The sequence below is a fragment of the Terribacillus saccharophilus genome (assembly GCF_002272745.1).
Lineage (GTDB): Bacteria > Bacillota > Bacilli > Bacillales > Amphibacillaceae > Terribacillus > Terribacillus saccharophilus_B.
In genome coordinates this window covers 1-24,727 of sequence record NZ_NPBD01000002.1, presented here as the reverse complement: position 1 = coordinate 24,727, position 24,727 = coordinate 1, and the positions used below count along the sequence as shown (strand labels likewise).

The following is a 24,727-nucleotide window of genomic DNA, read 5'->3' as shown; positions in this document are numbered from 1 at the left end:
TTATTTTTCGTCTGATTGAAATTGGGTTTTTACCAATTCGTAATACTTGCCTCTCGCATCCATCAGCGTCATATGATTGCCTTGCTCTAAGATACGGCCTTGTTCCAGTACAATGATATTATCCGCTTCCCTGATTGTGGAAAGACGATGCGCAATCATAATAGCTGTTCGCCCCTGCAGTAAGGTTTTCAATGCATGCTGAATTTTCAGCTCAGTTTCTGTATCAATGCTGGCTGTTGCTTCATCAAGAATGATGATGCGCGGATCTGCGAGCATAGTACGAGCAAAAGACAGCAGCTGCCTTTCTCCAGCTGACAGGATATTGCCTCGTTCTTCCACTTCTGTTTCATATCCATCGGCCAAGCGCTGGATAAAATCATCCGCCCCGACAATACGTGCAGCTTCCCTCACTTGTTCGTCTGTTGCTCCTGGATTACCAAAACGGATATTCTCCATGATAGTACCTGAAAAGACGAAGGTATCCTGCAAGACGACACTGATTTGCTGCCTCACATCCTGAAGTCTTACATCTCGTAAATCCTCGCCATCTATTTTCACAGCCCCAGCAGTGGGATCGTAAAATCTGCTGATTAAATTAGCGATCGTCGATTTCCCTGAACCTGTATGACCGACGAGTGCAACTGTCTGCCCTACTTCCATATGCAAATCGATTTCTTGAAGTGCAATCCGATCAGAGTTGTAAGCAAATACAACCTTCTCGAACCGTATATCCCCTTTTATGTTCGGAAGAGGCTTTGCATCCTTCCGATTCTCCACGTTCGGTTCTTCATCGAGAAATTCAAAAATACGTTCCGATGATGCCATTGCTACAAGCAGCTGATTATAAATTTGGCCTAAACGGGAGATTGGCTCCCAAAACATCCCTAAGAAGAAAGCAAAAGTAACGAAAGTTCCAATCTCAATTTGGTCCGACAGAATCAAATGAGCACCATATGCAATTAGGATAACTGTACCGACAGCATTACTCAGTTCTACGAAAGGACCGAAATACGCACTCTTTTTCGTCGCAATTCGTTCACTTTCGAAGTTATCCCGGTTAAGCGCTTCGAAATAATCTGTGTTTTCCGGCTCCTGGGCATAAGACTGCGTCACACGGATGCCTTGAATCGCTTCGTTCAAATGTGAATTCATGCGTGATTTTTGCATTCTTACTTGCTGCCAGGAACGTCTAATGCTTCTCCTAAGCCTTGTTGAGATGAAGAACATAAGTGGCAAAATGATAAGAACTGCCAGTGCCAGCTTCGGGCTGAGGAAGAACAAGATGGCTATGATACCGATCAGCATGACGGAATCGGTTAACAGATTGATAATTCCATTCGTGAACAGCTCTTGTAGGGAGTTAATATCATTAAGAACCCGCACAAGTATGGAACCTGCGGATCGGGTATCGAAAAAACGATGCGAAAGATGCTGGATATGACTGAACAATGTTTTTCGTAAATCAAAAATGACATGCTGTCCAAGGATGTTCACCCATTTGATTCGCAGTATATTAGCCACATAGTTAAGCACATACAGCACTCCGATAACAGCTACCAAATAGATAAGGAAGCGGGTGTCCCCTGATGAGATGGCCATATCAATCGCAACTTTACCGATAAGAATCGGAATGAGCAAACGTATAAGTGTGGAGAGCAGCATCGTAACAATCGATCCAGGCAACAGTGTTCTGCTATATGGTTTCATAAAACCAAGCAGCCGCCTGATTTGTGCCCAGTCGAAAGGCTTCTCCATCGCCTGATCCTGTGAATAATGAAATCTTTTTGTGTGCTTTTTCTTATTGTATTGCAGGTTTTCCATAGGCTCCCCTCCTTACTGCGCTGAGCGCATGATTGCTTTTTGATCCTGATACTGAATATCATAAATACGCTGGTATAAGCCGCCATTACGCAGCAGGTAATCGTGTGTCCCTCGTTCAGCAATTTCTCCTTCATCCAATACAAGAATCTCATCAGCATGTTTAACAGATGAAATACGGTGCGCGATAATGAACGTTGTACGGTTTTTCATTACTTCTTTCAGAGCTTTCTGTATCTGCACTTCTGTCTGCATATCAACAGCACTCGTCGCATCATCTAAAATCAAAATGCTTGGATCGATCAGCAGTGCCCGTGCAATTGCAATTCGCTGTTTCTGACCTCCAGACAGACCCATTCCTCGTTCACCAAGCAGCGTATCGTACTGATCAGGCAATTCCATGATAAAGTCATGGGCCTGCGCACGTTTGGCTGCATCCACTATTTGCTCGAAGCTGACATTATCCGGATTTCCGTATGCAATGTTCTCCTTAATTGTCGTCGAGAAGAGAAATGCCTCTTGTAGTACGAAGCCGATGTGCTGTCTCAGCGTTCTTAAATCATAATCCTGTACAGGCTTGCCATCTATGTAGATATCGCCTGATGTAGGTTCATAAAAACGAGTCATTAACTGGGTTATACTCGTCTTTCCTGATCCGGTACCGCCCACGAGTCCAATGATTTTTCCTGGTGGTGCATCGAAGCTGATATCCTTCAGAGCCAAATCATCATCCTTGGTATATTGAAGCGAAACCCTGTCAAAGGTTACATGCCCGCTTATTTGTCTCGTGCTGATTGGCTGTTCCAGCTGTTTAATATCCTCTTTCGCTTCTAGAACTTCCAGCAGCCTTTCTCCCGAAGCTTTCGCTTGAGAGAACATATTGATAATGAATCCAAGATTCGCTAGCGGGCCGAGGATATATGAGACAAGGCTGAAGAATGCGACAAGTGCGCCTAATTCAAGCTGCCCAGAAATCACAAGATACCCTCCATAAGAGATGAGAACCACCATACAAATATTGCCGATCAATTCCATGAGTGGGAAGAATTTCGCCCACACCTTGGATGTGAAAATATAGTTATCACGGTAGGTGGAATTATTATCTGTGAACCGATCAATCTCAAATTCCTCACGTGATAAAGATTTAACAGTATTCATTCCGCTGATATTTTCCTGTACCCGAGTATTAAGCACCCCAAGGGAAGTTCTGATATTACGGAAAGCAGGATGCACACGCCGATCGAAACGATAGACAACCACAGCTAAAAACGGCATGGAAATCATCGTAACAAGTGCCAGCGGAATGGAATAAGCGAACATCACAGCAAGGCTGATCACAATCAACAAAACAACTCGCAGGAATTGCCCTACCCCTGCCGACAGAAAAAAACGGATACCCTCTACATCTGCTGTCAGTCTGGACATCAGATCTCCAGTGCGCGCATTATCATAATACGTAAAGCTCAGTCTCTGCAGCTTCTGGTAAAGACTGTTCCGCATCCGGAAAACAGTTTGAACTCCGAATAAATCACCCAGATACTGCTGCAGGAAATTGGCTATCCCTTTAATAATCATTAATAAGACGAATCCAGCTGAGATAATCGGAATAAGATTGTACTGATTACCCAGAACTACGTCATCAATCGTAATTTGTAACATGATTGGATAAACAACTGTAATGGCTGTCACAATGGCGATGAATAGAAGCGATAAGTAGAAGTTGCGCCGGTATGGCCAATAAAAGTCCTTCAATTTCTTGAATATATGCAAACCCTTCTCCCCCTCCAAGATTAGTCGCATGTTCTAATATATCGGGTTCCGAACTAATTTACCAGCTTAAATTAACGATTATTTAAAAAAGTTTGAATTTATGTTAAATAAAAAAAGCATCGTTTACACGATGCTTCGATAATGCTCTTGCAGGAATCGTACATATCGCTCCAAATCCTCTGTCTGTTGAAAACTAGCTTGTGCCATCTGAGCACTTCCGCCACCCTTACCTCCAAAATCAGAGAGGGATGTACGGAATAGATTTCCGCTATGGAATTCATCTAAATTGTGCGTTAATACAAGTTTTCGTTCAGCAGAATCTGACAATATGACAAACTCCTTGCCTGCTTCGAGCAGCTTGGCTGCCATTCGCTGCAAAGCCTTAACATTTTTCCCTTCATAACAACGAGTTGCAATTGGAGCTTTTGTCTGGATGAGCTCTTTTAATTCTAATTCTTCAAGTCTTACTTCCAGCTCTTCCGCTTTTTTGACAGCGGATTGCAAATCAGCTGCTTGTTTCTGAATCCTGTCGAGAACTTCCTGGCTATTTGTTTGGAATTGGTCTGCAGCTTTTTCCACAATGCTAAACATATTTCTAGTAGTTTCTAAGGCGCGCTTACCGCATTGGAAATAAATACGCTGTCCCTGCTTTTGTTTTTCTGTTTTAAGGATTTTGATCAACCCTATTTGACCAGTTGATAAGACATGAGTACCGCCGCAAGGATTGTATTCCACTCCATCAATTTCAACAATTCGAACGTCTTCTGTTACAGATGGCTGCTTGACAACAGGCAGTTCGGCTAGCTGTGCAGCTGTCACATAGTAGCTGGTAACCAGACGGTTATCATAGATTAGTTCATTTACCTTTTGTTCTGTTAATTGCAGTTCAGCTTCTGTCAGTTTGTCACCAGATAAATCAATTGTCACAGCTTCCTGTCCTAAATGAAATCCGATTGTTGGTCGATCTAAAACGAGACGAAAAGCAGCAGAAAGAAGATGCTGTCCGGTATGCTGCTGCATTAAATCGAAGCGATAATCCCATTCTATCCGGCATTCGACCTTTCCTTTGATGCTGGACTCCAAACCGTAGTATGGCACAGCATCCTTGCTTTCAATAACTTTGACTTCCAAATCGGCTATTGTACCTCGATCTGCAGGCTGCCCGCCCCCACCAGGGTAAAATGCCGTTTCTTTTAGTGAAACATAATAGAGTCCATCTTTTTCATATGTATCGTCAACTTCCGTCTCCCACTTCTCACAAAACGCGTCTTCTCTGTATAGCAGCTTGCTCATATCGATCATCCTTTATGCTCTGATAGAGCAAGCTTACCATGAATCACTTATAAGTAGAAAGTCTGCTTAACTGTATCTTATCGCATCTAGCTGATTTGTCAGCATTGTCGTGAAATTACCGCCAGACTGTAAATGTCGTACCCTGCCCTTTCTGTCCAGTAAGACAATGCAAGGCAGTTTTTGTACTCTGAATGTATTCTTCATCTGATGTCTTTGATCGAGATAGACAGGCAGATCTATATTCTTTTGAAGCAAATAGTCATGTATTACTTGTATATCTAGGTCCGATGTTGAGCGAGGAACATGAACTAATAGAATGTCAAAAAACTGTCTTTCGTGTTTTGCGAAATCCAGAAAAACAGGCATTTTTTCTTTACAGATTGTACAGCTAACAGACCAAAAGTAAATGATTAATGGCCGACCGCCGGCTATTTGCTGAGGTGGATAAAGCCAATTTGATGCCTGCTGGTCAATTGCATCTGGTAGTTGTGGCATCATAATGGAGCATCCTCCCTCTCAAGCACCTCATCACCAGGCTGCCAATTCACACCACATGCTTCTCCTGTTTGAAGAGCCTCCAATACACGCAGCAATTCTGACGTCTCTCTCCCTACCAAATCAGCATGCATTAAATAATAACAAATCTCGCCTTCTGGATTGACGATAATCGTAGCTCGTACAGATGTGTAGCTTTTCCCCTCCAGCACACCGTAAGCTTGTGACACGTCACCCGTGAAATCCGAAGCTAGCGGATAGGTGATATGCTGAATGCCATTCTGCTCCCGAGGTATTTTCTGCCATGCAGCGTGAGACATGAGACTATCTGTAGAAATTGCAACTACCTCAGCATTTAATTCACGTACCGTATTAATCTGATCTGCTAAATCATTCAATTCGGTAGGACAAACTGTACTGAAATCACGAGGATAAAAAAAGAGCACTAGCCATTTCTTCGTATTCTGTTTCAAGCTGATGGTTGCCGTCTTACCATCAGGCATGACAGCTGGCAGCTCGAACTGAGGTGCAACACTTCCGATCATGGGCTCTCCCCCTTCATTTATACCTGTGTCACTATATGCATAGAAGCAGCATGTGTTACAGAGCGTTTCATCTTTGACTATTCCGGGAACTCTCCTAGGAGCAGAAAATTGTAAAAGGAGACATGGTATGAACTTTCTAACAGACGGACTACAATTCAACTACGATGGCTTAATCGAAAAATCCGTGTCAATCGGCCTGCAGCTGCTGCTTATCGTAATCGGTTATTTCGTATTGCGAGCTGTCGGAAAAAAACTGATAAGTACCAGCTTGAATAAAGCAAGTTCCAAACAGCGTATTTCAACAAGCAGAATGATAACTTTAGAGAAATTGCTTATCAATACATATGGGTATACCTTGATTTTCCTTCTCATTGTTATGATATTTGGAGTATTCGAAATCCAAATCGGACCGTTGATAGCAGGAGCTGGTATTATCGGACTTGCCATCGGTTTCGGTGCTCAAGGTTTGGTGAGTGATATCGTGACTGGATTCTTCATCCTTTTGGAGCGTCAAATTGAAGTTGGAGATGTTATTACCACATCTGGCTACAATGGTGTTGTAGAGGAAGTAGGATTACGGACGACGCAGGTGAGAAGCTTCGATGGTACGTTGAATTTTATCCCGAACCGTAATATCAACGGAATAAGCAACCACTCTCGCGGAAACATGCGCGCTATGGTTGATATCGGCATTAGTTATGAAGATGATATTGATCATGCTCTCAGGGTTCTGCAGGAAATATGTGATACCTTCCAGCATGACGAACGTTTCCGTGAAGGACCAGATGTTATTGGTGTAGAGGAACTGGGAGCCTCTGAAATCACATTGCGGATCATCGGTCATACAGCCAATATGGAACAATACGGAGCAGAACGTGATATGAAAAAGGCAATCAAGGAAGCCTTCGACAGAGAAGGAATCGAGATTCCTTATCCACATCAAGTTTTTCTGCAGCGAAAAGTAGAAAGCGCAAAGCAATAAGCTTTGCGCTTTTCTTATGCGTGATTTATATAAGCTAAAACGGCTTCGACTCCATATTCCAATGCCTTTTCATCAGGCTGCAGCTTACTATGATGCAATCCATAAGGCGAATTGACTCCTAACCAAAACATAAAGCCGGGAATTTCCTTCAACATATAGCCAAAATCCTCCCCAGTCATTGCCGGTGGAGCTTCCTTATACATCAAAGACGTTTTTGCTATAGCTCCTTGGAATGCTTCCACCTTGGTTCCGTCATTATACACCTGGTAATAATTCGAACCATAATCAATTTCAATCTGACAATTATGGCTGATCTCCAGTCCTCTTGCCTGCTGCTCGATATGCTGCTTCACCAAGGCAATAGCTTCCGGATCCATCGTTCTGATCGTTCCTTCTAAGCGAGCAGTCTCCGCGATTGTATTTTGCACAAATCCACTTTCCATCTTCCCGATTGTTATAACGGCACTTTGCAATGGATCCAAATTACGCGCTACTATCCCCTGCATATTAGTTACAAAGGTACTAGCCGCAACAACCATATCTTTCGTCAAATGCGGATATGCAGCATGTCCGCCTTTCCCTTTGAAATCAAGGAAAAGCTCGCTTGTATTAGCGAATAGCAAACCCGCTCTGGAGGAAACGGTGCCTACTGGCAGCTCCGGAGCAATATGAAGAGCGAATATTTCATCCGGCCACCACTCTTTCAAAATACCGCTTTGCATAAGCGGCAGAGCTCCTCCCGGACCTTCCTCTGCAGGCTGAAATATGAATACGATGTTTTGTGCAGGCTGATCTTTAGCACAAGCGGTCAATGAACCTAAAGCAATTGTCATATGCAGATCGTGCCCACAGGCATGCATACGGCCTTCATGCTCAGATTGATATAGAAGCCCGGTGGCTTCCGTAATCGGCAATCCATCGATATCAGTACGATAAGCGATCGTTTTTGATCCGACGGACCCGGCCACTCTTACGACAATACCAGTCCGCCATGTTTTTATTTCTAAATATTCCTGCGGAAGTTCGTGAATGTAATCCAGCAAATATGCCTGTGTCTTTTCTTCCTGGAATCCAAGTTCGGGTATACGATGCAAATCCCGTCTGATCTGGATCAATGTATCTTCCATGCAATCACCTGCTTTATTTGATAATAAAAAAAGGAGCAGCAGCTGCTCCTTTTTCCTTGTTAGTTCAATTTACGAAGTTCCTGACGAATCTCTGTTTTTGCTTTCGTCTGATCATCGATTTCTTTCAATACACGTGCTGGTGTTCCGCCAACAAGTGTATTTGGAGCTACATCTTCTGTCACGATTGCGCCAGCAGCAACAATCGCTCCTTTTCCTACTGTAACGCCTTCCAATACAACAACGTTAGCACCGATGACAACATCATCTTCAATTACTACTGGTTTTGCAGAAGGTGGTTCGATAACACCTGCCAAGACAGTACCAGCTCCGATGTGGCAGTTCTTACCAACAGTTGCTCGTCCGCCCATTACGACGTTCATATCGATCATTGTTCCTTCACCAATTACAGAACCGATATTGATTGATGCGCCCATCATGATAACAGCACCATCACCGATTTCCACTTGGTCACGGATGACAACACCTGGCTCGATGCGGGCATTGATACCCTTCAAGTCCAATAGAGGAATTGCAGAATTACGACGGTCATTCTCGATGACATAATCCTCAATTGCTTCTGTATCTTTCAAAAAGCCTTCCAACTCGCTCCATTCGCCGAATAGAACTGCTGTGTTCGCTTCAGGGAAAGCTTTTACGCTTTCTGGGTAAGCTAGAGTGTCCAGGCCTTTTCCTTTTACATATACTTTAACTGGTGTAGATTTTTTACTATTCGAAATGAAAGAGATGATTTCATTTGCGTCCATCATTTTCACGGTTTTTGCCTCCTATGTAACAACGTATGGAATTACTTTATCAAAACTTTTACTAATCAACAAGCTTTTTCGAGCATGACTGGCTGTACCGAAAACACGTCATCAGACATTGGTCTTATCGCCAGTTGGATGGTAATGCACTTGTTCGTGCAAGTACCTGTTCATTTTTTTGAGAATCGCCCTTCGAGTCAGAATGCCCTCGAAATATCCTTCCTCATCAAGCACACAAAGAAAAGCGTGGTTCACCACAGCCTTCAATGCTGTTAGAAATGAATCCGACTTCTTCAATACAGGTACATCTGGCAGCATCGTTTCCGACACTTTAATTTCGGAAAGCTTCTCCATCTCGAATCTCTCCATACCGAGAACTTCATTCAGGATTGCTGTCTTCGATATCATGCCCTGCAGTCTATACGTATGATCAAGTACGGGAATGACCGAATAACCTGATTTAACAAGCACGAGCAAAGCGTGCTCCAACGGGTTATTCAATTGAACGTGAGCAACTTTTTCAGACTCGATCATCAAGTCCTCTACCGTTATTCCGGTGAGTTCCTGCAACTCTAATTTTGCCATTCGATCTCTCCTTTTGTCAGCGGCAATAGAAGGAGGTCAATCACCTATACCAGTTTACCACAACCCACTGCAGGCTACCAATTTCGACAACGTCCGCAAAGTGTCACATTTGGGCATCTGCACCATAAAATATTTCCAGGATTGACTTTGTTTTTATGGTGAAAAGCTAGAAAAAGCATTATACTGAAACAAAGCAGAAATGAGGTAAATAATTGGAAACTTATATTTTCACGAAAAAAGAGGAAGCAGCCCACTCCATCACGCATGGGTTCGGTGCTTTACTGAGTATCGCAGCGCTCGTTGTTGCGGTAGTCTTGGCCAGCTTTACTAAGGATCCATGGATCATCGTCTCTGTTACGATTTATGGTACGACAATGCTGCTCATGTATCTCTCTTCGACAATCGTCCACGCTTTGCCTGAGGGAAAAGTGAAGGATATTTTCCAGATTATCGATCACGCAGCTATCTATCTTTTCATCGCCGGTACCTATACACCCTTACTGCTGATCGGCCTCAGAAGCTCACTCGGTTGGACCATTTTTGGCATCGTTTGGGGCATTGCACTTGGAGGAATTATCTTTAAGATTTTCTTCGTCAAGAAATTCTTGATCATGTCTACAGTCTTCTATCTATTGATGGGCTGGATGATCGTCCTCCTATGGGAACCAATGCTTGCAGCTCTGCCGCATCAAACGATTCTTTATCTGGCTATTGGCGGCCTTTTCTATACAATTGGTGCTGTGTTCTATGTTTGGCGAAAGATCCCCTACCATCACGTTGTATGGCATTTATTCGTGCTGGCAGGCTCGGCATTCCATTTCTTCGCCATCCTGTTCATTATCTAATTAAAAAAGGCATTCTCTCCATTGAATTGGGGAAGAGTGCCTTTATTACGGCTAAAAGAAGGTGCATGTTTGTTATGAATAAGAATTGGATTTCAGCAGCTGCGGGAACTATTGTTGCCGGAGTTGGCCTTGGATATATGTATGCACGACATATAGAACCAGCAAAACTGGTGACTAAGTCATATACACTGACTAGTGAAAGGCTACCGAAATCTTTCCATGGCCTAAAAATTGTTCAATTCAGTGATTTGCATTTAGGTTATCATTATTCCATTAGAAAGCTTAGACGTTTAGTTCGTCATATTCAAGAACAGCAAGCAGACGTCATTGTATTTACTGGTGATTTTGCCGATCGTCCGATCCGGCTGAAATGGAAGCAAGAGATTGTCGATTGCTTAACGACACTTCAGGCTCCATTCGGAAAGTACTGGATATATGGCAACCATGATTATCGTGACGAAAGTGAAGCAATTGTTGCGAAGTATATGGAAGCTGGAGGATTCACTGCCCTGCACAATACAGCTACATTCCTAAAACGTGGACAGGAACATATCGTTCTGGCTGGCATTGATGATGTCATCCGAAGTACACCGAACCTGCATGCAGCCACTCGTCATAGCGATGAAGATTCCTTTACCATCCTGTTGGCGCATGAACCGGATTTAGCTGAAAATATCAGACATTTACCTGTTGACGTTCAATTATCCGGCCACTCGCATGGCGGCCAGGTGCGAATTCCTTTTTACGGCGAAGTGATTGTACCTCCATATGGCAGACGATATGTGGATAGTCATTATGAAATCGGCTCACGGCCCTTGCAGGTTTTCGTCTCCAGAGGTGTCGGCACGACTAGGATGCCAATTCGTTTTGCATGTCCGCCGGAAATATCAATACTTACCCTGCAGCATGGACCAAAGCATGTCGAGCTTAAATAAGAAAGAGCTTGCCAAGCGTACAGCTTTTCTGTACTATAGTACCATTCTCCGATAGGGTCAATTCCTACAATAGGAGGTTTACTCGCATGAAAGTGAACTGGACATTAGAGGATATAGCAAAAGCGTTGTTCGTCGTCAATCGGCACGCAAAAACAGCTTCTGATCCAAGCCACTTATATCAATTAAAGAAACAAACAGTAGCAAAACTGCTGGAACAGAACAAAGCAAAGAAAATCGGCCTGCATTTCTCTGAACACCCGAAACTCAGTAGACAGCACTCCACTATGCTGGTACAAATAGCAGACTATTACTTTCATATCCCGGCTGCAAAGGAAGATTTCAAAACACTGCCGCATCTTGGAGAATTGGACAAGACTTTTCGGAACCCGAGGCCAAACCTCTCCCTTTCTCAAGCAAAGCGAATTCTTTCCAGTTATTTGAAATTACCTCAGCAGGATACAAGACCCAAACAGCAGACACCTGTGAGCAGATCGGCATATTATACACCATCCTCACTTGGTCAGTTTACCTGGCCAGAAAAGAACAAGCGTCGCAGCTAAGCTGTACGCTTGTTCTTTTTTTTTCCTAAAGTAGTAAATAACCTAAATAAGATAAGCACGCTGCAAATCAAGGTCATTACCAGGAGAAGATTTTCTTCTAAAGATTCCCACTGCAGCAAATCGATACGATGTAAATAACCCAATGCAGCATGCGCACATAATACAGATAAAATATAGTACCACTGCTTCCTTACAAGCCACCTGATACTGAAGAATATAACTGCAAATACAGACAGAATGCCTAACAGACTCATTATAGGTAAATTCATCAACGCCATACCTCCTTTCCATAGTTTCGACTAAAAATAAAGCATCTAAACAAAAAAAGAATCCCTTTAGCGGTCGGGATTCCTTTGTTTTCTAACACTATGTTATAATGTATCAATCGTTATTCCATATGATCAGTCGGAATGCCATATCTATCATCGAGCGACTCTTCAATCTTAAGCATTGCCTGATCGTCCTGTAATAACTCATTTTTGTTTTGCGTGATTAATTCTTCTAAAGAAAGCTTGCGGGGTCTCATAATTATTAGCCTCCCTATATATTTTCCTTTAGCTATTCCCAATACTATCACGTTATAATCAAAATTGTTTGAACATTATGTTAAGAAAGTATGACAATGGAGGATCTCAGATGGAACATCTTATCAATCCGCGCGTTACAAACATACAAATCTCCGGCATTCGCCGCTTTTACAATCTTGTTGCAGATAAAGAGGATATGATCAGTCTGACGATTGGTCAGCCCGACTTCCCTACTCCGCTTCATGTCAAGGAAGCAGGTATCGAAGCCATCCGTTCTGACAAGACGACGTATACACCTAATGCTGGTCTAATGCCTTTACGTCAGGCAATCAGTGAATTTTACACAAAATACGCTCCACTATACCGTCCGGCAGAAGAAATCATCGTCACAGTTGGAGCATCACAAGCTATTGATATCACACTGCGGACTATCCTGCAGCCAGAAGATGAAGTAATTTTACCCGGTCCAGTTTATCCTGGTTATGAACCGCTTATTTCGCTGGCAGGAGGAAAGCCAGTTCTGGCGGATACAACCGGAAATGGTTTTAAATTGACGGTATCCATATTGAAACAATACATTACACCGAAGACGAAATGTGTCATTCTCCCGTATCCATCCAACCCGACTGGAGTAACACTTACATATGATGACTTGGAAGAGATTGCGGACTTTTTAGCTGACAAGGATATATTCATATTATCAGACGAGATCTACAGCGAGTTGACGTACGATGACACTCATGTATCGATTGCCAGTTTCCCACAGGTTAGGGATAAGACGATCATTATTAACGGCTTGAGTAAATCCCATTCCATGACCGGCTGGCGAATCGGATTTACTTTGGCACCCGCATGGCTAAGTACGCATATGCTTAAAGTTCATCAATACAACGCTACTTGTGCAACTTCTGTCAGTCAGTATGCTGCAATCGAAGCGCTGACGAATGGTTTGGAAGATCCAGTCAACATGCGCGAAGCATATCGTGCACGCAGGGACTACTGCTTGGAGCGCTTGGAAAACATGGGATTGACTGTTGAGAAACCCAATGGTGCTTTCTATATTTTCCCGAAATTCCCGATCAAGGAAATGACGTCATTGGAACTTGGTTTGGCACTAGTGGAGAAAGCAGGTCTTGCTATCGTTCCAGGAGATGCATTTTCTCATCTTGGAGAAGGGTATATGCGGCTTTCTTATGCGTACAGTATGGAGCTGCTTCAAGAAGGCATGGACCGACTGGAACGTTTCCTATCTTCTAATAAGCTGCTATAAGAAAAAGGACAGGTCGGGGTACCTGTCCTTTTTTATATCTTTCTTTTTGCTTCATATAAATTCAGCAGCTTGTCCAATTCCTGGCTTTTTGCAATGGATTCACTGCTTGTAAAACCTTTCTCAAATGCTACTTCTGCCATTTGCTCACGCAGTACCTCAATCTGCTGCGTCAGCCTATTAAGATTGATTAGTTTGTTTGAGTGCTGCAGACAATATCTGGCGTGTTCAGGCAATATCATTTGATCACCATTATCCCTCATTAGTTACAAATCTTTTCCATTACTTATCATGCCAAAAGATCGAATGAAAGTAAAGTTTATCAAGCACTTTTCACACTTTTTACATAAGTAACTGACAAGCTTCCTCCTTCTTTCCTATCATTCGCCAAAAGACGACGGAACGAAATTAGATCTTTATTCATAAAGGCGGCAGTCGTCATGTTTACAGATCAATAATACGCGATAGAAATAGTATTGGAAAATGGGCTAACGACTATACCCCTTTTAGCTCTGCGCCATATAGTAAGATGTAAGCTTTAGGAGGTGAAACAGAATGGGTTACGGATACGGTGGCTTCGGCGGTTTCGGCGGCGGAGGCGGAGGTTACGAGTGTGGTTGTGAAAACAAAGGCGGCTACGGCGGCGGCAATGGTTGCGGCAATGGCTTTGCTTTGATCGTAGTACTTTTCATCTTGTTGATTATTGTTGGTGCAGCGTTCTACTGCTAATACCAAAAAAAAGACGGCATCCTACTAGGATGCTGTCTTTTTTTTTAACCAATTATGATTCGCTCTTTAGGATAGTGGAAGTTAGCTGTCTGTGAATTTCGCTGCAAGGAATACAAGAATGTCAGGATACCTACACGCCCAAGAAACATGAGCAACATCAAAACAACCTTACTTGCATCACTCAGCTCCGGTGTAATGCCTAGACTTAAGCCGACCGTCCCGAACGCGCTGCATACTTCAAATAGTATTTCAGTCAGCGAAAATGGCTCAATGGAGACAAGAATCACAGCTGAGGTGAATACTAATATCATGCCGAAGATCGTCACATTAATTGCCTTGAAAAGATCTTCCGGGTGAATCTCCCGCCGTAAGACAGTAATTTGCTTGTTCCCTCTGGCAAAATGGTAAAGCGCAATAACAACCAATGCCAAGGTGGTAGTACGGATACCTCCTCCTGCACTGCTTGGAGAAGCCCCGACAAACATTAGTGCAGACATGAACAGCTGATTTTGTTCTGTTAGCTGCGCAATGTCCATTGTTGCAAGTCCACCGCTTCGAGTGGTCACCGATTGGAAAAGGGAGTAGAACAGTACCTCGTGCCAGGATTTCCCCACAAAGAAATTCCTGGAATCAAGCAATGCAATAATGATTGCACCAGCAAAAATAAGTACCATGAAAGTAATTGTTGTTAGCTTTGCGAATAAAGAAAACCGGATAAAAGTGCGCTCATCCTTAGAAGCAAAGATATACTGCTTCACCTCAATCAGAACCGGGAAACCAATTGCTCCTAGAATTATGAGCAGCATATGTACGAATTGTACGAAATAATCATGTCGAAAAGGAATAAGTGACTGTCCAGTTATATCAAATCCACCATTGGTCGTCGCGCTAATTGAAGCAAATAAACCTTGAAAATAAGCTTCACCCGCTGTAGGGAAATATTGCAGATAATAAGTACCTAGCACAAGAAATCCAATCAGTTCTATCGACAAGACAACAATCAGGATCTGCCGCATCAGATTAACCGCTCCGCGAAACGATACTTGATTCTGATCAACCATGATCAGTCTCCGTTCCTTGAAACCGATTTTCTTACCGAACAGCAGCCATACAAACGTCCCTAGAGTCATGACGCCAATTCCGCCTAACTGCATCGTGAAGGCTATAAAAATGATACCAGTTGTGTTGAAATATTCATGAATCGGGACAGAAGCAAGTCCGGTAACGCTAATGGAGCTGACAGCCGTAAATACTACATCAACGAAGGATATATCAGTTCCTTCTTTATGAGCCACTGGCAATGCCAATAAGCACGTAGAAACAACTACAGCAGCTAAATAAAACAAGATGATCAATCTGGTTGGCGAAATGTTATTCAGCCATCGCCAACGCGGGTCATAGGTACGCATAAAAGAGCTCCTTTAATTGCACGTTTCGTTTCAAATGTAGTCTATTATAGCAGGCATATTGGAGAATAGCTCGCTTTTTCAAGCGCACTCACTCCGTGGTTCCGGCTCCGCTGGTCAAAATCTCTTCCTCTTTCATTCCTTCTTGACGCATCCTTTTTATTGAAGCGAACAGTTCTAATTTTTCTTCCCTTGCAAGCGTGCCCTTCATGATTACATTTCCTTCTTCACCTAAATCATTCACTTCCTGTACTTGAACAAGGAACATCGCCGGGCGGTTTTCTGGTTTCGTGATTCGCACTTGGGCAAGTAGTACTATGCGGTCTTCAGATATTTCTTGTACACTTTCCAAATCCGCTTTGCCGAGAACCGCTTCCAGCACCCATTCGTTATCTTCTTCCTTATTGATGATTAACCCCTCTGACAATTTCATTTCTTTCTCATTTAATGACACTTGATCTGTCGGATATAAAGTCAGCTCTACCAGTTTAAATGTTTTCATAAATAACCTCTCCTTTTAACATGTCCAATTAAGTCTTTTTCTCTATCTTATCAGAACATTTCCGATCCGTATGTATTGTGTATAGGATGTTTTCTGTGCAAAGAGCCCGGGTACAGAGTTAGGATATTGCCAGGAAGGATGATACTTATGCATAAACTTGATTTGATCGTAATAGGCTCGGGCGTAAGTGGCCACAGCACGGCTTCAGCAGCTAGAAAAAAGGGGTGGACTGTAGCCGTTATTGATAATAAACCATTTGGAGGTACATGTCCTCAATGGGGGTGTGATCCAAAGAAAGTGCTGATTGAAACAGTCAAAATCCAGGATGCTTTTGAGCGGATGAAGGGTTTTGGTTTGACTGGAGATGCACAGCTAGATTGGAGCAAGCTACGCGAACATAAGGAGACATTCACGAAACCTATTCCCGAATCGACTGTCGAAGAATTCGAAAATGACGGCATCGAGGTATACCAAGGACACGCACAATTTATTGATGATCATACAATTGAGGTTAACGGAGAAAGACTTCAAGCTGCGTATATTCTAATTGCTTCAGGGGCTTCCCCCACTAAATTGCCGGTAGATGGATTCGAAAATCTCGTTTCAAGTGATGCTTTTTTTGAGCTCGATGAGTTACCTCAAGAATTGGTGCTAATCGGCGGAGGATATATAAGTTTTGAATTCGCACATATTGCTGCCCGTTTTAATAGAAAAGTAACAATTATTCATCGTGGAGAACGTCCTCTGGAAGGCTTTGATGAAGACGTCGTCAATCATTTGGTCAACTACAGCAAAAAACTTGGCATCGATATTAGAACGAACACGGAGCTAGAAGCTGTAGAAAAGCAAGGGAATGCATTTATCGTTTCCATCCGTTCTGAAAACAACATAGAACAGCTAGCTGCTGACATCGTCATTCACGGTGCTGGCAGAGCACCGAATGTCCAAGATATGGGGCTGGATCAGACATCCATTTCTTATAGCAAGAAAGGAATCAAAGTAGATAAAAATCAGCAAAGTATATCAGCACCGCATATTTACGCTGCAGGTGATTGCGCTGATGACGGAAAGCTGCCCCTTACACCTCTGGCTTCAGAAGCTGGAAGCCGCGTTATTCAACACATGTTGGAAGAAAAACAACAGGATGATTTCAACCATGTTCAGCCTTCCGTTGTTTATACAATCCCCGGAATTGCTTCAGTTGGCGTAACAGCAGACGAGGCTGCAAAATTACAGGACAAGTATACTGTCATCAAACAAGATTTGAGCTCCTTCTTCACAAATAAAACGACTAGACTGGAAGAAGGGTACAGCAAAATTATTTTAGATAAAGAAAAGCAAACTATTGTCGGTGCGTATTTATATGCAGCTCATGCTGAACATTTTATTAATGTCTTTACATTGGCAATTGAGATGGAAGCACCGGTTAAAATGCTGCAGTCTTTGCTTTGGGCTTATCCGACAGCGGAGAGCGATATTCCTAGCATGCTTCAGTGAACAAGTAAAAACCGCCATATCTGGCGGTTTTCTTATGCTTTATATGCTTTTACATAATATACTTCTTCATTAAAGTCTCCTTGCGTCACTTCGAATCCAGCCTTAGTCAATTTATCTGCAAGCAGATCCGCGCTGTGATCTCTGCTGTAGCCGAGCGCTACCATAATACCCTTTTCAATAGTAACTCTGTACATTTCCTGTGCTGCAAGCTCGGGGTCATCTGTATTGTCCAGCACAAATGCCGCCAGGCCTCGTTGGAAGGAAGCGTCGGGAAAATTCAGCCTGCCTAATCCGCTAGGCATCCGGTCGATATTCGTCAGCGTTTCCTCCTCTGCACGAAGAGCTAATTCTTCTAATAAAGTTTCGTCTTTCTCCAGGGCTGTGACGCGATCTTTTGTTTTATGTGCGATAGGAATAACCAGTTCCCCATTTCCAGCACCAAAGACTATCACTTTTTCTCCGCCTTCTATTTCCAACAGCTCCACCACTTCTGCTGCGGAAACCTCTGTTGTTTTATTCGCCATACGACTCTCTCCTTTTGAATCAATTAGTTCTGTATTGCCCTTCCAATTCGAAAGCTAAACGTATCTTCCCTATGCTCTCACGTATTAACACTTTCTATCCTACATCTAAAAAGGACAGCTGATACATCCAGCTGTCCTTTCAACTCGTATATTTGCCAGTTTGAATTTTGCGGTCAATAAAGTAACATAGGTCTCCTATTTTCGGATAGCGTTCGAATTCCATATTAGCAGGAATCTCTGCATCAATCAGTGGGATATCCCAATAACGCAGCAATTCATAATAACTTCTCAAAAATAGCTCGCGATTACCATTATATATTTCAGACAAACCAGAAGCTGTCGTTTTGAAAGCATATTCAGGGAGTACATTCTCCGTATGTTTATCTATATATTTAACGACAGTAAGATAGATTTCGTATTCGATGCCTTTCATTTTGGCGACCTGACATAAACATTTCTTAGTTTTAACTTGATCCATATCAATAATATCTGCCATATTGTTTCCTCCTCACCCGGACTGGAAACCTCGATTTACATTCAGTTTATCACAACACACAGCGTCTGTAAGCCGATTTTCAGATAAATAGACATACTATATTGAATTTTTGTAATTATTATTGTTGGTTTTATTTTCTAGCCAGCGGGTAGACATTTAGTACATCAAATTAGCTAAAAAAGGAGAATTCAACATGAAACCATATTTAAAAGAGTACACAAACGATGAAAAGATCCAAGAAGACATTCAACTTTTAAGCACAAAAGGGGTAAACAAAGATAACATCTATGTATTGTCACATGATGATGACAGAACGAAACGTGTATCCAGTAAAGTGGATGCTAATACGATTGGATTATCCGAGATGGGAGCTAAAAGTGCTGTTGGCAGCATGTTCAGTAAACAAGGTGATGAACTACGTGCGAAATTGAAGGAAATCGGTTTTTCTCAGGAAGAAGCTGAGGATTTTGAAGAGGATCTCGATGAGGGGAAAATCTTCTTGATTGTCACAGAAACAGACAACGTCGAAGGCTTGCTAATCTAAATAGAAAGGCACTGTCCAATGAGACAGTGCCTTTTTTTATTTCTTTGGTAAGATGAGTTTCGGCTGAGCCAAAACCAAAATGAGAATAACGATAATGCTGGCTATAAAGCTTGGCAGCAAGTAGGAGCCATTGTATATAAGTGAGTATGCCCAAACCGTTTGCCCCGGAGCAGCTGCAGATCCGAAAAAGACCATTCCGCCTACAAAGTGCGAAGCGAACCGCCCGATACTGCCAATCAATGTTCCGATGATTAAGAATCCAATAAGCTTCGCTCGGTTATTCTCTTTTGCCGCTTTACGCGCTGAACCAGCCGTTACAGCTGCCAGTCCAACTAAAGTGAAGGCCAAAGGATAATCTAAGAAACCTTGGACAACATGTATTATATAAGGGCCGGTGACTAATTGCAGCAATCCTACAACTAACCCTGTCGTAAGACCGCCTTTCCACCCCCAGCGAAACGCCATTAAGAAAATTGGCACCATTTGCAAGGAGATACTGCCTCCCTGCGCCCACGCTTTAAATGAAAATAAGTCCAGTACGAATGCGAGTGCGGCGAATATTGCCACCTCTACTAAAAATAAAACCTTGCTTCTTGATTGCATATTTTTTCTCCTCTAATAAAGAATGCAACAAAAAAACAATGCTGCAGAGGGGTCCCTTCCGATGGCCCAGTGTGCATTGTTTCCCCATCAAAGAAGCTACATCCCTACGCGAGTGCTAACTCACAGGTTCAAAGGGTCTGGACAAATGTCCATCTCAGCCGAAATGGCTCCCCCTGCAGGCTTATTTTTACCGTTTTGTTTTCTGTTGTCTATCCATTATATAGAAAAATGAGAGCGCTAGCAAGAAATATTAATATTTCCTATATATGAAATATCATCCAAGTCCTAATTTTAGCAATTTTATTACTTTTACTTCATATAACGAAATTGTTTGAATTCGAGAAAAACTATGACGTATAATGGACAATGTTCTTTAAAAAGGGAGGATTAAAAATGGATACACCAGCTACAATCCCACAAGGGAAGAAGCATCCAAAGGGATTGTATCTTCTCTTCTTCACGGAATTGTGGGAAAGATATAGCTATTATGGAATGCGCTCTGTATTAATGCTTTACTTGACTGCTGCAGTAATAAGCGGCGGCCTAGGCATGGATACACAACATGCTGCCTTCATTTATAGTTTATACGGAGGAGTCATTTACTTTACGCCAATTATCGGCGGCTATCTTACAGACAAATTCATTGGACTTCGTACAGCAATCACGATCGGCGGTATTACAATGGCGATCGGAGATTTCACAATATTTCTATTCAACAGCCAATTAGGTCTATATATAGGAATACTTTTCTTGATCATAGGTAATGGATTCTTCAAACCGAATATTTCCACTTATGTAGGTGATCTATATGATCCAAGAGATAAACGGAAGGACGCTGCCTTCACAATCTTCTACATGGGAATCAACTTGGGAGCATTTTTCTCCCCATTAATAGCTGGTTTTCTTGCAGAAGATTTATTCCACTCAGTAGACGCTGATGGTATTGAACACTTTGGTTTTAAATGGGCGTTCTTGGCTTCTTCCATCGGTATGGTTGTCGGCCAGCTGATCTTCAGCTTGTTAGGTAAACGCTACTTAGGTGATATCGGGACAAAACCTGCTCGGACTAATGTAACAGCTAAGAACGTTCCTGCTGCAAAAATGACTAAAGCAGAAAAGAAACGGACAGGTGCTGTACTAATCCTGTTTGTCTTTGTTATCTTCTTCTGGGCTGGTTTTGAACAAGCCGGTACTTCCCTGACACTTTATACAAGGGATTTCATTGATAGAAATGTTGGCGGTTATACGATACCTGTCTCCTGGTTCCAATCTGTGAATCCGCTATTCATTGTTATCCTTGCACCAATCATATCTGCTGTCTGGTTGAAACTTAGTAAATCAAAACGCGGAGATTTGCGGACAACAACAAAAATGTCCCTTGGCATGATTCTCCTGGGAATAGGGTTCATGGTTTTGGTTCCAGCAGTACTTTATACTGGCAGTGACGAAACAGATATTGTACACAAAGCTAATATTCTGTTCATCATCTTTACCTATCTGTTCCACACTATAGGTGAGCTTTGTCTATCACCTGTAGGTTTATCGATGATAAGTAAAGTAGCACCTATCAAGATCGCTTCTCTATTAATGGGTGTCTGGATGGCAGCATCCGGTATCGCCAACATTATCGGCGGTCAGCTTGCTGCATTAACAGCAACACTCGGTTATGTGGAAATATTCAGTGTAATCGGTGCAGCGGCAATCGTAGTAGGTATCATACTGCTAACGATTTCCAAAAAACTTCAGTCCATGCTGGATGCAAGAGACTAAACTTCAGATACACATATACACAGTTCCTTTTTGGAGCTGTGTTTTTTTATATGCATTCCTCTTTCTTCGCTTTGAAAACTGCTTGCGAACGGTTTTGAGCTCCCAGTTTATCCAAAAGTTCTGAGAAATAATTCCGGACTGTTCCTGGTGATAAAAACAGTTCAGCTACTAAAGTGAGTATTGTCATAAAAAAAGACCACTCAATTGAGTGGTCTCCCTTATTTATTCTGCAGTCAATCTCAAGAATTCCTCGATGTCCTGCTTGCAAACTGCAATAGCTTTAAGCCAGAATGCCTTATCGGTCAAATCCTCCTGCAAATGCTTCATCGCTAAGTCCTCAACCGTCATGCGGCCAGTATCCTCAAGCAAAGCATTATAGGAACGTTCAAAGTCTTCCGGATTCTCTGCCGCTTTTGCGTAAATACCTGTGCTGAACAAATATCCGAATGTATACGGGAAATTATAGAACGGTACGTCGGTTGCGTAGAAATGCAGCTTGGACGCCCAGAATGTCGGATCGTACTCATCTAGCTGATCATTATATGCTTCTTTCTGAGCATCGACCATCAACTCACGCAAGCGTGCAGCGGATACGAGTCCATTTTTGCGTTCTTCATAGAATCTTGTCTCGAACAAAAAGCGCGCATGGATATTCATGAAGAAAGCAATGCTACGTTGGATTTTTTCCTCGATCAACGCGATTTTCTCATCCTTCGTCGCTGCTTCTCTTACTGCAGCATCGGAGACGATTAATTCTGCCAATGTGGAAGCTGTTTCTGCTACGTTCATAGCATATTGCTGGTTCAGCTGCTCTACATCATTCATTGCGTAGCTGTGATACGCATGACCTAATTCATGCGCAAGTGTCGACACGTTGGAAGCCGTTCCGCTGAAAGTCATGAAAATTCGGCTTTCTTTCTTGTCCGGGAAGCTAGTACAGAAGCCACCAGGACGTTTGCTATTACGGTCTTCTGCCTCAATCCACCGCTTCTCAAAAGCTTGCTGTGAGAAATCTGCCATCTGACTGCTATACGTGCGGAAATTCTTCACAATGAAGTCAGCTGCTTCGTCGTATGAAACATGCTTCGTTGCAGAAGAGAGCGGTGCATCGATATCATACCAGCTCAATTTTTCAAGACCGAGAATCTTCGCTTTGCGCTGCAGGTATTTTACGAATGAATCCTTCTCATCCGAAATCGCTCCCCACATAGCATCCAGCGTTTCTTGAGACATACGGTTGTAAGCCAGCGGCTCTTTCAACACACTGTCCCATTTGCGATGCTTATATGTCTGCAGACGGAAACCAGCCAGATGATTAATCGTTTCAGCAAAGAAATCTTCTTTTTCTGTCCAAGCTTCCTGCATTCTAGCAAACACATGCTGTCTTACCTGGCGATCTGGAGCATCCAATTTGTTGGCTGCTTGACCAACGGAATAGGATTTTTCCTCCCCATCGATTTCCAATGGCACTTGGATACTGCCGACAATTGTGTCATACATGCCTCCCCAGCCATGGTAACCGTCAATCGCCAAATCATTCAACAACACTTCCTGTTCAGGAGAAAGCTTTTCAGCAGCCTCTTTTTTACGTTCATCAAGAACGAAAGCATAATTGATTAATTCCGGCTGCTCCAGCATCTGCTCCCATGTCTGCTGCGGCACTTGTGTGATAACCTGATCCACTCCAGTAAGCGTTCCGCTGTAAGCAGCCATAAGTTCATCTTTCTTCCCAGACCATTGCTTAGCTTTTTTATCTGTAACATCCTGGGCTACCAGACACTCAACGAATGCAACAACCTCGAATACATGTTTAGCAGATGTTTCCCACTTCTCCACGATACGCACCAAGCCGGCCGTATCTTCGGCCTGATCCGGTACTTGAAAGGCTTCCAAAGCCTGTTTCCAATCTGTTAAGGCTTGATCTGCTTTCTCTGCGAATTCCGAAAGTGCAGAAGAATCACTGCCACCAGGGAAAATCGCATCCAGATCCCATGTTTGTCCGTACTTATTTGTCATATGTATACCTCCTTAAAACTACCTTTCTATTATACGCCTTGGTATATTGACTGAAAAGTTTTAGTGTTCGATATTTTTCAGCAATACTCTCAAAAGGAAAAGGCCCCAGCATCTAAGCTATGGCCTTTCACTATTATACAAAACGTGTACCATTCAGATTACGAGTTTCCGCTGATGCGGAAGTGATGCTTGAAACTGGGACTACGTTTACACTTATCGTGTACGTTACGGTTCCAGTTGTTGGAACCACGTCTACAAACGTGTTCGACACACTAAGTCGCTGGGTACCTGCATTCTGACCAGTTCTAGTAATAGTAACCTGATCAAGAATCGTAGCACCTCTTCGCAATGTAGTTGTTATATTTACTGACCAGTTGGCTGTTGTCACAAGAGAAATTTGCGCAACTGAATCCAGTTTTTCGTTGTTACCTGCCACTACTGTTGGTGTAATTGTATTGATTGTAGTATCCGTATTAAGGGTTAATGGAAGAGTTGCCGTCACTTGGTTTGCTGCAAGAGCGCTAACAGAAGGCAAAGCGCTACCTGTGTTTCCAGTTGCTCCGGTGATTCCGGTTGGACCTGTAAGTCCTGTTGGTCCTGTAATCCCTGTTAACCCTGTTGTTCCGGTGATTCCAGTTAACCCTGTTGGACCAGTCAGTCCCGTTGGGCCCGTTAACCCTGTTGTGCCGGTGATTCCAGTCGCTCCGGTTTCTCCCGTCGCCCCAGTAAATCCTGTTGATCCGGTTTCTCCTGTCACTCCCGTGAGTCCGGTTGATCCTGTTTCTCCTGTCACTCCCGTGAGTCCTGTTGATCCGGTTACACCAGTAAGTCCAGTGGACCCTGTTAATCCTGTCACTCCAGTGAGTCCTGTTGCTCCGGTTACTCCTGTGAGTCCCGTTGCGCCAGTTTCTCCTGTTATTCCGGTTAGTCCCGTTGATCCGGTTTCCCCTGTTACTCCTGTGAGTCCTGTTGATCCGGTTTCCCCGGTTACTCCTGTGAGTCCTGTTGCTCCGGTTTCTCCGGTTACTCCTGTGAGTCCCGTTGATCCTGTTTCTCCCGTTACTCCAGTAAGTCCCGTTGATCCTGTTTCTCCTGTTTCTCCAGTGAGCCCCGTTGCGCCTGTTTCT

26 protein-coding genes, 2 pseudogenes and 1 riboswitch are annotated in these 24,727 nt (G+C 43.0%); of the genes and pseudogenes, 9 read left to right on the top strand and 19 right to left on the bottom strand.

Annotated elements, in window-relative coordinates:
• The 5 genes from CHH58_RS01975 to CHH58_RS01955 form a co-directional block, all read right to left on the bottom strand.
• Positions 1-1,821 (bottom strand): ABC transporter ATP-binding protein, encoded by a 1,821-nt coding sequence (locus CHH58_RS01975; protein WP_095231015.1) that lies wholly within the window; start codon positions 1,819-1,821, stop codon positions 1-3.
• 12 nt (positions 1,822-1,833) lie between these two features.
• Positions 1,834-3,588 carry an ABC transporter ATP-binding protein gene (locus CHH58_RS01970; protein ID WP_095231016.1) on the bottom strand — a complete coding sequence of 585 codons (1,755 nt, stop codon included), beginning with the start codon at positions 3,586-3,588 and terminating at the stop codon, positions 1,834-1,836.
• A 123-nt stretch (positions 3,589-3,711) separates the two neighbouring features.
• Positions 3,712-4,881: an alanyl-tRNA editing protein gene (locus CHH58_RS01965; protein ID WP_170937492.1), complete on the bottom strand. Its 1,170-nt coding sequence runs from the start codon at positions 4,879-4,881 to the stop codon at positions 3,712-3,714.
• A gap of 66 nt (positions 4,882-4,947) precedes the next feature.
• Positions 4,948-5,379, bottom strand: coding sequence for a TlpA family protein disulfide reductase (locus CHH58_RS01960; protein WP_095261947.1), 432 nt, complete (start codon positions 5,377-5,379; stop codon positions 4,948-4,950).
• Positions 5,376-5,921, bottom strand: coding sequence for a peroxiredoxin (locus CHH58_RS01955; protein WP_095231019.1), 546 nt, complete (start codon positions 5,919-5,921; stop codon positions 5,376-5,378). Before CHH58_RS01955 ends, CHH58_RS01960 begins: the two co-directional genes overlap by 4 nt.
• Positions 5,922-6,048: 127 nt before the next feature.
• On the opposite strand from CHH58_RS01955, the gene CHH58_RS01950 reads away from it, so the two are divergent.
• Positions 6,049-6,903, top strand: a complete 855-nt coding sequence (locus CHH58_RS01950; RefSeq protein ID WP_095261946.1) for a mechanosensitive ion channel family protein — start codon at positions 6,049-6,051, stop codon at positions 6,901-6,903.
• Positions 6,904-6,917: 14 nt separating this feature from the next.
• Here the strand turns inward: CHH58_RS01950 and CHH58_RS01945 are convergent, their stop codons facing one another.
• The 3 genes from CHH58_RS01945 to cbpB all read right to left on the bottom strand — a co-directional run bounded on the left by CHH58_RS01945 (position 6,918) and on the right by cbpB (position 9,379).
• Entirely contained in the window at positions 6,918-8,030 is a 1,113-nt protein-coding gene (locus CHH58_RS01945; RefSeq protein WP_095231021.1) for an N-acetyldiaminopimelate deacetylase, read from the bottom strand.
• Between the two features lie 59 nt (positions 8,031-8,089).
• Positions 8,090-8,803 (bottom strand): 2,3,4,5-tetrahydropyridine-2,6-dicarboxylate N-acetyltransferase, encoded by a 714-nt coding sequence (dapD, locus tag CHH58_RS01940; protein WP_170937491.1) that lies wholly within the window; start codon positions 8,801-8,803, stop codon positions 8,090-8,092.
• A gap of 102 nt (positions 8,804-8,905) precedes the next feature.
• Positions 8,906-9,379: a cyclic-di-AMP-binding protein CbpB gene (gene cbpB, locus CHH58_RS01935; RefSeq protein ID WP_095217472.1), complete on the bottom strand. Its 474-nt coding sequence runs from the start codon at positions 9,377-9,379 to the stop codon at positions 8,906-8,908.
• 212 nt (positions 9,380-9,591) lie between these two features.
• Here cbpB and trhA point away from each other — a divergent pair, with 212 nt between their 5' ends.
• The 3 genes from trhA (at position 9,592) to CHH58_RS01920 (ending at position 11,719) form a co-directional block, all read left to right on the top strand.
• A complete protein-coding gene (gene trhA, locus CHH58_RS01930) occupies positions 9,592-10,224 on the top strand; it encodes a PAQR family membrane homeostasis protein TrhA (RefSeq protein ID WP_095231022.1) in 633 nt (210 codons plus the stop codon).
• Positions 10,225-10,298: 74 nt separating this feature from the next.
• The gene (locus tag CHH58_RS01925) at positions 10,299-11,159 is read left to right on the top strand and encodes a metallophosphoesterase (protein ID WP_170937490.1); all 861 of its coding nucleotides are present in this window, start codon (positions 10,299-10,301) and stop codon (positions 11,157-11,159) included.
• A gap of 86 nt (positions 11,160-11,245) precedes the next feature.
• The gene (locus tag CHH58_RS01920) at positions 11,246-11,719 is read left to right on the top strand and encodes a YkyB family protein (RefSeq protein ID WP_095231024.1); all 474 of its coding nucleotides are present in this window, start codon (positions 11,246-11,248) and stop codon (positions 11,717-11,719) included.
• Here CHH58_RS01920 and CHH58_RS01915 read toward each other — a convergent pair.
• Complete coding sequence (locus tag CHH58_RS01915) at positions 11,716-11,988, bottom strand: hypothetical protein (protein WP_095232534.1); 273 nt, start codon at positions 11,986-11,988, stop codon at positions 11,716-11,718. The two genes, CHH58_RS01920 and CHH58_RS01915, sit on opposite strands and share 4 nt — an antisense overlap.
• A 119-nt stretch (positions 11,989-12,107) precedes the next feature.
• Entirely contained in the window at positions 12,108-12,245 is a 138-nt protein-coding gene (locus CHH58_RS01910) for an FbpB family small basic protein (protein ID WP_095231026.1), read from the bottom strand.
• Between the two features lie 110 nt (positions 12,246-12,355).
• On the opposite strand from CHH58_RS01910, the gene CHH58_RS01905 reads away from it, so the two are divergent.
• Entirely contained in the window at positions 12,356-13,516 is a 1,161-nt protein-coding gene (locus tag CHH58_RS01905; protein ID WP_095232533.1) for an aminotransferase A, read from the top strand.
• A 32-nt stretch (positions 13,517-13,548) separates the two neighbouring features.
• On the opposite strand, the gene CHH58_RS01900 is transcribed toward CHH58_RS01905, so the two are convergent.
• Positions 13,549-13,776, bottom strand: coding sequence for an aspartyl-phosphate phosphatase Spo0E family protein (locus tag CHH58_RS01900; protein WP_306452922.1), 228 nt, complete (start codon positions 13,774-13,776; stop codon positions 13,549-13,551).
• Positions 13,777-14,164: 388 nt separating this feature from the next.
• On the opposite strand from CHH58_RS01900, the pseudogene CHH58_RS18850 reads away from it, so the two are divergent.
• Positions 14,165-14,242, top strand: a pseudogene (locus tag CHH58_RS18850) (YjcZ family sporulation protein); the annotation flags it as partial.
• A 44-nt stretch (positions 14,243-14,286) separates the two neighbouring features.
• Here CHH58_RS18850 and CHH58_RS01890 read toward each other — a convergent pair.
• Positions 14,287-15,651 (bottom strand): TrkH family potassium uptake protein, encoded by a 1,365-nt coding sequence (locus tag CHH58_RS01890; RefSeq protein ID WP_095261945.1) that lies wholly within the window; start codon positions 15,649-15,651, stop codon positions 14,287-14,289.
• 88 nt (positions 15,652-15,739) lie between these two features.
• Positions 15,740-16,150, bottom strand: coding sequence for a YwpF family protein (locus CHH58_RS01885; protein ID WP_095261944.1), 411 nt, complete (start codon positions 16,148-16,150; stop codon positions 15,740-15,742).
• A 147-nt stretch (positions 16,151-16,297) separates the two neighbouring features.
• Between CHH58_RS01885 and CHH58_RS01880 the strand changes: the two genes are divergently transcribed.
• Positions 16,298-17,647, top strand: coding sequence for a dihydrolipoyl dehydrogenase family protein (locus tag CHH58_RS01880; RefSeq protein WP_170937489.1), 1,350 nt, complete (start codon positions 16,298-16,300; stop codon positions 17,645-17,647).
• 32 nt (positions 17,648-17,679) lie between these two features.
• Here the strand turns inward: CHH58_RS01880 and CHH58_RS01875 are convergent, their stop codons facing one another.
• Positions 17,680-18,171: a class I SAM-dependent methyltransferase gene (locus tag CHH58_RS01875; protein ID WP_095231032.1), complete on the bottom strand. Its 492-nt coding sequence runs from the start codon at positions 18,169-18,171 to the stop codon at positions 17,680-17,682.
• A gap of 139 nt (positions 18,172-18,310) precedes the next feature.
• Complete coding sequence (locus CHH58_RS01870; RefSeq protein WP_095231033.1) at positions 18,311-18,667, bottom strand: hypothetical protein; 357 nt, start codon at positions 18,665-18,667, stop codon at positions 18,311-18,313.
• Between the two features lie 193 nt (positions 18,668-18,860).
• Here CHH58_RS01870 and CHH58_RS01865 point away from each other — a divergent pair, with 193 nt between their 5' ends.
• Positions 18,861-19,211: a general stress protein gene (locus CHH58_RS01865; RefSeq protein WP_095261942.1), complete on the top strand. Its 351-nt coding sequence runs from the start codon at positions 18,861-18,863 to the stop codon at positions 19,209-19,211.
• Positions 19,212-19,247: 36 nt separating this feature from the next.
• Here CHH58_RS01865 and thiT read toward each other — a convergent pair whose 3' ends face one another.
• Entirely contained in the window at positions 19,248-19,814 is a 567-nt protein-coding gene (thiT, locus tag CHH58_RS01860) for an energy-coupled thiamine transporter ThiT (protein WP_095231034.1), read from the bottom strand.
• Between the two features lie 84 nt (positions 19,815-19,898).
• A riboswitch (TPP riboswitch) is annotated at positions 19,899-19,998 on the bottom strand.
• 209 nt (positions 19,999-20,207) lie between these two features.
• Here thiT and CHH58_RS01855 point away from each other — a divergent pair.
• Positions 20,208-21,584: a peptide MFS transporter gene (locus CHH58_RS01855; protein ID WP_095235107.1), complete on the top strand. Its 1,377-nt coding sequence runs from the start codon at positions 20,208-20,210 to the stop codon at positions 21,582-21,584.
• A 46-nt stretch (positions 21,585-21,630) separates the two neighbouring features.
• Here CHH58_RS01855 and CHH58_RS01850 read toward each other — a convergent pair whose 3' ends face one another.
• The 3 genes and pseudogenes from CHH58_RS01850 to CHH58_RS01840 all read right to left on the bottom strand — a co-directional run.
• Positions 21,631-21,771 (bottom strand): LuxR C-terminal-related transcriptional regulator, encoded by a 141-nt coding sequence (locus CHH58_RS01850; RefSeq protein ID WP_095261068.1) that lies wholly within the window; start codon positions 21,769-21,771, stop codon positions 21,631-21,633.
• 35 nt (positions 21,772-21,806) lie between these two features.
• Positions 21,807-23,600 carry a M3 family oligoendopeptidase gene (locus tag CHH58_RS01845; protein WP_095232529.1) on the bottom strand — a complete coding sequence of 598 codons (1,794 nt, stop codon included), beginning with the start codon at positions 23,598-23,600 and terminating at the stop codon, positions 21,807-21,809.
• Between the two features lie 133 nt (positions 23,601-23,733).
• A pseudogene (locus tag CHH58_RS01840) lies at positions 23,734-24,727 on the bottom strand (collagen-like protein); the annotation flags it as partial.

Bases quoted from the DNA above. Each gene is read 5' to 3' on its own strand.
- CHH58_RS01975 (WP_095231015.1), bottom strand. From the start codon at position 1,821: ATGGAAAACCTGCAATACAATAAGAAAAAGCACACAAAAAGATTTCAT.
- CHH58_RS01965 (WP_170937492.1), bottom strand. From the start codon at position 4,881: ATGAGCAAGCTGCTATACAGAGAAGACGCGTTTTGTGAGAAGTGGGAG.
- CHH58_RS01960 (WP_095261947.1), bottom strand. From the start codon at position 5,379: ATGATGCCACAACTACCAGATGCAATTGACCAGCAGGCATCAAATTGG.
- CHH58_RS01955 (WP_095231019.1), bottom strand. From the start codon at position 5,921: ATGATCGGAAGTGTTGCACCTCAGTTCGAGCTGCCAGCTGTCATGCCT.
- CHH58_RS01950 (WP_095261946.1), top strand. From the start codon at position 6,049: ATGAACTTTCTAACAGACGGACTACAATTCAACTACGATGGCTTAATC.
- CHH58_RS01945 (WP_095231021.1), bottom strand. From the start codon at position 8,030: ATGGAAGATACATTGATCCAGATCAGACGGGATTTGCATCGTATACCC.
- cbpB (WP_095217472.1), bottom strand. From the start codon at position 9,379: ATGGCAAAATTAGAGTTGCAGGAACTCACCGGAATAACGGTAGAGGAC.
- CHH58_RS01925 (WP_170937490.1), top strand. From the start codon at position 10,299: ATGAATAAGAATTGGATTTCAGCAGCTGCGGGAACTATTGTTGCCGGA.
- CHH58_RS01920 (WP_095231024.1), top strand. From the start codon at position 11,246: ATGAAAGTGAACTGGACATTAGAGGATATAGCAAAAGCGTTGTTCGTC.
- CHH58_RS01915 (WP_095232534.1), bottom strand. From the start codon at position 11,988: ATGAATTTACCTATAATGAGTCTGTTAGGCATTCTGTCTGTATTTGCA.
- CHH58_RS01910 (WP_095231026.1), bottom strand. From the start codon at position 12,245: ATGAGACCCCGCAAGCTTTCTTTAGAAGAATTAATCACGCAAAACAAA.
- CHH58_RS01905 (WP_095232533.1), top strand. From the start codon at position 12,356: ATGGAACATCTTATCAATCCGCGCGTTACAAACATACAAATCTCCGGC.
- CHH58_RS01900 (WP_306452922.1), bottom strand. From the start codon at position 13,776: ATGAGGGATAATGGTGATCAAATGATATTGCCTGAACACGCCAGATAT.
- CHH58_RS01890 (WP_095261945.1), bottom strand. From the start codon at position 15,651: ATGCGTACCTATGACCCGCGTTGGCGATGGCTGAATAACATTTCGCCA.
- CHH58_RS01885 (WP_095261944.1), bottom strand. From the start codon at position 16,150: ATGAAAACATTTAAACTGGTAGAGCTGACTTTATATCCGACAGATCAA.
- CHH58_RS01880 (WP_170937489.1), top strand. From the start codon at position 16,298: ATGCATAAACTTGATTTGATCGTAATAGGCTCGGGCGTAAGTGGCCAC.
- CHH58_RS01875 (WP_095231032.1), bottom strand. From the start codon at position 18,171: ATGGCGAATAAAACAACAGAGGTTTCCGCAGCAGAAGTGGTGGAGCTG.
- CHH58_RS01870 (WP_095231033.1), bottom strand. From the start codon at position 18,667: ATGGCAGATATTATTGATATGGATCAAGTTAAAACTAAGAAATGTTTA.
- CHH58_RS01865 (WP_095261942.1), top strand. From the start codon at position 18,861: ATGAAACCATATTTAAAAGAGTACACAAACGATGAAAAGATCCAAGAA.
- thiT (WP_095231034.1), bottom strand. From the start codon at position 19,814: ATGCAATCAAGAAGCAAGGTTTTATTTTTAGTAGAGGTGGCAATATTC.
- CHH58_RS01855 (WP_095235107.1), top strand. From the start codon at position 20,208: ATGGATACACCAGCTACAATCCCACAAGGGAAGAAGCATCCAAAGGGA.
- CHH58_RS01850 (WP_095261068.1), bottom strand. From the start codon at position 21,771: ATGACAATACTCACTTTAGTAGCTGAACTGTTTTTATCACCAGGAACA.
- CHH58_RS01845 (WP_095232529.1), bottom strand. From the start codon at position 23,600: ATGACAAATAAGTACGGACAAACATGGGATCTGGATGCGATTTTCCCT.